Below are 5,057 nucleotides of genomic sequence, written 5' to 3'. Positions count from 1 at the left end.
GTATAAAAAAAACTCACCTGCTATGAAACAAGGCCTTGTCAAGCAAATTTACTCATTAGAAGACCTTTTAATGATGAAACCTCCTATGTTTACCATAAATTAAAGAATCAGTGCCGAAATATGAAATCGAAAATAATAAAAAGTAGACGTTTTCTTTTTGAATGTATTTTAGTACTTCTGATTCAGGGAATAGGTTCGGTAAGTGCTGCCTTCGCCCAATCCAAAGAAAAGCCGCGCATCATTGTGAGTACCGACATTGGCGGCACCGACCCTGACGACAATCAGTCTATGATTTATTTGATGATGTACTCAGATTTGTTTCAAATTGAAGGCTTGATTTCGTCGCCGTATGGTAAGGGAAGAAAAAAAGACCTTCTGGATATGATTGACCTCTATGAAAAAGACTATCCTCAGATGGTTGCTCATAACAAGGCATTGGCGACTCCCAATCAGTTACGCCAAGTTTGCAAACAGGGGATAATTCCCGGGGCACCTTATGCAGGCTACACTACACCTACTGAAGGTTCCGAATGGATTATTAAAAGTGCCAAAAAGAAAAGTAAACAACCGCTTTGGGTACTGGTTTGGGGTGGATTGGAAGACCTTGCGCAAGCCTTACACGATGCCCCGGAAATTGAGAAAAACATCCGAGTTTATTGGATTGGAGGGCCCAATAAAAAGTGGAGTATCAACTCCTATTCGTATATCGTAGCCCACCATTCTAACGTATGGATGATAGAAGCAAACGCTACGTACCGAGGGTGGTTTATGGAAGATGAAAAAGCCCCTGCAACGATGCACGACGGCGCTTACTATGAGAACTTCATCAAAGGACACGGAGCGATGGGCGCAGATTTTATCAACTATTACAAAGGATACGTCAAGATGGGAGATACCCCGTCGTTGGCGTACCTGATGCACGGAACCCCAAATCATCCCCAAGGGGAAAGCTGGGGAGGGCAATTTGTCCCGATCAGTCGCAGTTCAAACGCAATTTTTGAGCGAAATACGACTATTGCCGACACTATCCCCGCCTATGGAGTGATGGAATGGCGTTTTAAAGGCCCTCGTTTAGCTATTTCACCTGATTCTGCCTGTTTTACATTGGAGGTTCAAAAACAGGAATGGCCCGGGTATTATTTAGGAAATGGAGTGTATGCGGTACGGTATTCCTCGAAAAAGCCGGAAGTAAGTAATTACCTTACCCACAGTAAAATAGCAGAGTTAGACGGCCAAAAGGGAGAGTATGTAAGTACAGCCCCGTGGCCTGGCAAACCTTCAAAAAATGATTTTAAGCTCGGAAAGAATTGGTTCGGTGATTTGCCAAATCCGGAACTGTTTTTAGGAGAACAGCAGGGTGCAAGAACCATATCAAAGCACCGTGAAGCATTTCTCTCCGATTGGGCAAAGCGCTGGGCATGGCTTAAATAATAAGGTGCAGGAGTCTGCAATTGGAAAAAAGAATTACCTACAAAAATAATACGGAAAGTGAAGACCAAATACAGCATATTAATCCTTCTACTAATAGGCGCAATAGGCCTAACGAGTACAGCTATCGGGCAAACGAAGCCTCGGACCATTGTTACGACCGATGGGGAAATAGACGACGTGGATTCGTTCATCCGAATGTTGTTATATGCCAATGAATTTAAGTTGGAAGGATTGGTGTACAGCAGTTCTATGTGGCATTACAAAGGTGACGGAAAAGGGACAAAAAGGGTGTCGGAAATGGAGATGACCAAGAAACTGTACGGCGAAAAAACCGACCTCCGTTGGCCTGGCGTGACTTGGATGCAGGACTTGGTTGCCGCTTATGAAAAAATATTCCCCAATTTAAGTACGCACGCCCAAGGTTTCCCAACTCCCAATTACCTCCGAAGCTTCATCAAAGTAGGGAATATTGATTTTGAGGGGGAGATGAAAAAAGTAACCGAAGGCTCGGAGTTTATTAAAGAAAAACTGCTGGACAATACTGTTGAACCTCTTTATTTACAGGTATGGGGCGGGACCAATACCATTGCACGGGCTTTGAAATCCATCGAAGAGCAGTACAAAAACACGCCGGAATGGTCAAAAATCTATAAAAAAGTATGCGACAAGGCCATTATTTACGCCATTTTGGACCAAGATGCTACGTACCGCAACTACGTAGCGGTCAACTGGAAAGACCTCAAGGTATTTTACAATGCAAGTCAGTTTTGGTGCCTTGCCTATCCGTGGAAGCGAGCCGTACCTCCTTCGCAGCATTACCTGCTCGAAGGAAAATTTATGGGCGAAGAAATCATTACTAATCACGGGCCACTGCTCAAAATGTATTACAGCTACGGTGACGGACAAAAACAGGCCGGCGATGATGAACACGTTCACGGTGATTTGAGCAAAGTGAAAACAGGGCAGTGGGGCGCATTTGGTAAGTACGATTTTATTTCAGAGGGCGATTCTCCTTCGTATTTGCACTTGATCGATGTGGGTTTGGGCAATATCCAACACCCCGAATACGGCGGTTGGGGCGGTCGCTTGAAACAATCGATTGAAAACCCGAACCGTTGGGAAGATGGCAAAGAAGTAGCGGATTATAATCCTTATACCCAAAAAATGGATTTGACATATCCCCAAACCCGTTGGATAGAAGCGATCCAAATGGATTTCGCTGCTCGTGCCGATTGGTGCATCAAACCGTATAAGGAAGCCAACCATGCTCCCAAAATTTCGGTCAAAGAAGGAAATTCGCTGAAAGTCAAAGCGGGAAACAAAATTACACTGACTGCCTCTGCGACTGACCCGGATGGAAACAAAGTGAACTTTATTTTTTGGCACTATGCCGAGGCGGGGACATCGCCCGAAAAAGTGACCATAACTCAGGAACGAACAAAAGCACAGGTTCAACTGCCGGGCGCTGCCAAAAGTGGTGACACGATTCATATCATTATAGAAGGCAAAGACGAAGGTTCGCCCGCGCTGACTCGTTATCAGCGAGTCATTTTGAACATTGAGTAGTTTATTAGGGTCACAGTTTTGATGTTCATTTATTCATCAAACAGGCGATAGCTTCGGAGAAACCCTTTGGGTCTTCTCCGAAGCTATTTCTTCAACAATCAAATCCTTTCTGCATTAGTCAAACCTCTCCGAAGTTAAAAAGTATATTCGCGCCAACGGTTCTTCTTTCATATTCTATTGCACAACCAAACTTCTCCTTCCTTTTATGTTTTTATAAGTCTATCGGGAAAAATGTCATTTTGCTGACGTATATATAGGTTGGTTCAAATATATTAAGTATAAATACTTTGTAAATTTTTGAAATGGTTAATCTTGATCTTTAGTCCGGTGAAAGAGTAAGACTTTTTTGATGGAATGGCTTTTTAAGTACTGAAAAAGGGGGCACTGAAAATTTTAGAATAAACAGTAATAATATTTGCATTAGCTCAGTATTTTGTTTTATTTTTGTATGGTTTTACTGCATAAATTTGATACAAAGTAGTTTCGACTCAATTTAATTGCTCAATTCTTAGACATTCGCTTTTACGGGCAATTCGCCTGTCGAATGAATGAATTTGGCATGTAATAACCTGTTTATGAAAAACATACAAATACTTCTTGTAGAAGGTGAGCCTATAGTTGGGGCTGATCTTAAAGATAAATTGTTGGAGATGGGCTTTGGTGTAATCGGCCCTTTCTCTCAGGGAGAAAAAGCGTTGGATGCTCTCAGTCACGCAACTGCTGACCTAATACTAATGGATATTCAATTGGCAGGAACCTGGGATGGTGTAGAGACCATTCACCGGATTCTGGAAAAATACAAACTGCCAGTCATCTATTTAACCAACGATTCGGGGGCAGATACGTTTGCCAAAGCAAAGAATACAGCTCCGGCGGCCTTCATGTCCAAGCCTTTTCGGACACGGGATTTGAAATATACCATAGAACTTGCTATTGCTAATTCGGAAAAAGAAAATAAGGTTGCGAAGCCAAATTCCAATCATGATAATACCTTTTTATTGAATGACCGCCTTTTTATTCGGACGAAAGATCGAATGGAGCGCGTTTTTTTTGATGATATTTTGTGGGTGGAAGCAGAAGATTACTACAGTAAAATAGTTACGAAAGAAACGCACTTTATGTTGACCCAAAATCTGGGAAAATTGAGCGAGGTTTTGGAAAACAGACCTGAGTTTATTCGGGTGCATCGTTCTTTTATCGTGAATCTAAAGCACGTTGAGCAAATCAGAGAGTTGTATCTTCATATTGGGAGTAAGCAAATTCCGCTAAGTAAATCCTCCAAGGAAGAGTTGATGAGTCGTTTAAAGAAAATATAGGAGTTATTCAACCTAACCCTCTGATAAACAATTGTCTAAACCCATAACAAGATCGTAAAATGACAAAAAACTTACTCCCATTCATTCTGTCTCTCTTGTTTTTTCAGGGAGCAAATGCTCAGCAAAAAAATATTTTTGAGGGATATAAAATACTGCGAAGTGACGAGAATGAAGAATTTTGGCAAAAAAACAAACTCACTAAACCCTTTCTAAGTGAGTTGAAATTAATTCCTCTAAACAAGTCAAATAGTGTTCATTTTACAATAGGAGGGCAAGTGAGAACTCGTTATGAAGCGTTTCAGAATGATGGTTGGTCGAGTGACTCAAAGCAGGATAAAGGCATTTACGGACATCGATTGGCTCTGCATACTGGTTTGCAATTTGGTAAACACATCCGTTTTTTTGGCGAGTTGTATCATGGATATTATGCCCGAAGGATCTTTGCGCAATACGATAAATTAGACCTGCATCAGGCCTTTGCTGAATTTACGATACCTTTTCAAAAACTACAGTTGAAGTTAATGGCAGGACGGCAGGAATTTAACTGGGGGACGGGTAGGATTGTATCAATGCGCGAAGCGTTAAATGTCCGTAGAAGTTTTGACGGAGGAAGAGCTATTGCAAATTTTGGGCGGTGTATCAAATGTAATGCTGCCTCTCCAAGTTGAATTGCCAAAAGCACCAACCAATCGCCAAGTTGTGCCACTTGTCCAATTTGGAAAAGGATAGCGACTTTCTGACCAG

4 protein-coding genes are annotated in these 5,057 nt (G+C 41.9%); all 4 read left to right on the top strand.

Annotation, left to right across the window (positions count from 1 at the left end; all coding sequences use genetic code 11):
- Positions 1–120 precede the first annotated feature (120 nt).
- The 4 genes from Q0081_RS13715 to Q0081_RS13700 all read left to right on the top strand — a co-directional run bounded on the left by Q0081_RS13715 (position 121) and on the right by Q0081_RS13700 (position 4,981).
- Complete coding sequence (locus tag Q0081_RS13715) at positions 121–1,431, top strand: nucleoside hydrolase-like domain-containing protein (RefSeq protein WP_298354286.1); 1,311 nt, start codon at positions 121–123, stop codon at positions 1,429–1,431.
- 57 nt (positions 1,432–1,488) lie between these two features.
- Positions 1,489–2,997 carry a DUF1593 domain-containing protein gene (locus Q0081_RS13710; RefSeq protein WP_298354283.1) on the top strand — a complete coding sequence of 503 codons (1,509 nt, stop codon included), beginning with the start codon at positions 1,489–1,491 and terminating at the stop codon, positions 2,995–2,997.
- Positions 2,998–3,572: 575 nt separating this feature from the next.
- Positions 3,573–4,313, top strand: coding sequence for a LytTR family DNA-binding domain-containing protein (locus Q0081_RS13705; protein WP_298354281.1), 741 nt, complete (start codon positions 3,573–3,575; stop codon positions 4,311–4,313).
- Positions 4,314–4,372: 59 nt separating this feature from the next.
- Positions 4,373–4,981 (top strand): alginate export family protein, encoded by a 609-nt coding sequence (locus tag Q0081_RS13700; RefSeq protein WP_298354279.1) that lies wholly within the window; start codon positions 4,373–4,375, stop codon positions 4,979–4,981.
- The last annotated feature ends 76 nt before the right edge of the window (positions 4,982–5,057 follow it).

Origin of the sequence: Runella sp. (assembly GCF_027484545.1) — a bacterium.
Lineage (GTDB): Bacteria > Bacteroidota > Bacteroidia > Cytophagales > Spirosomataceae > Runella.
The sequence above is the reverse complement of the archived record's forward strand: the minus strand, read 5'-3'. Positions and strand labels throughout refer to the sequence as shown.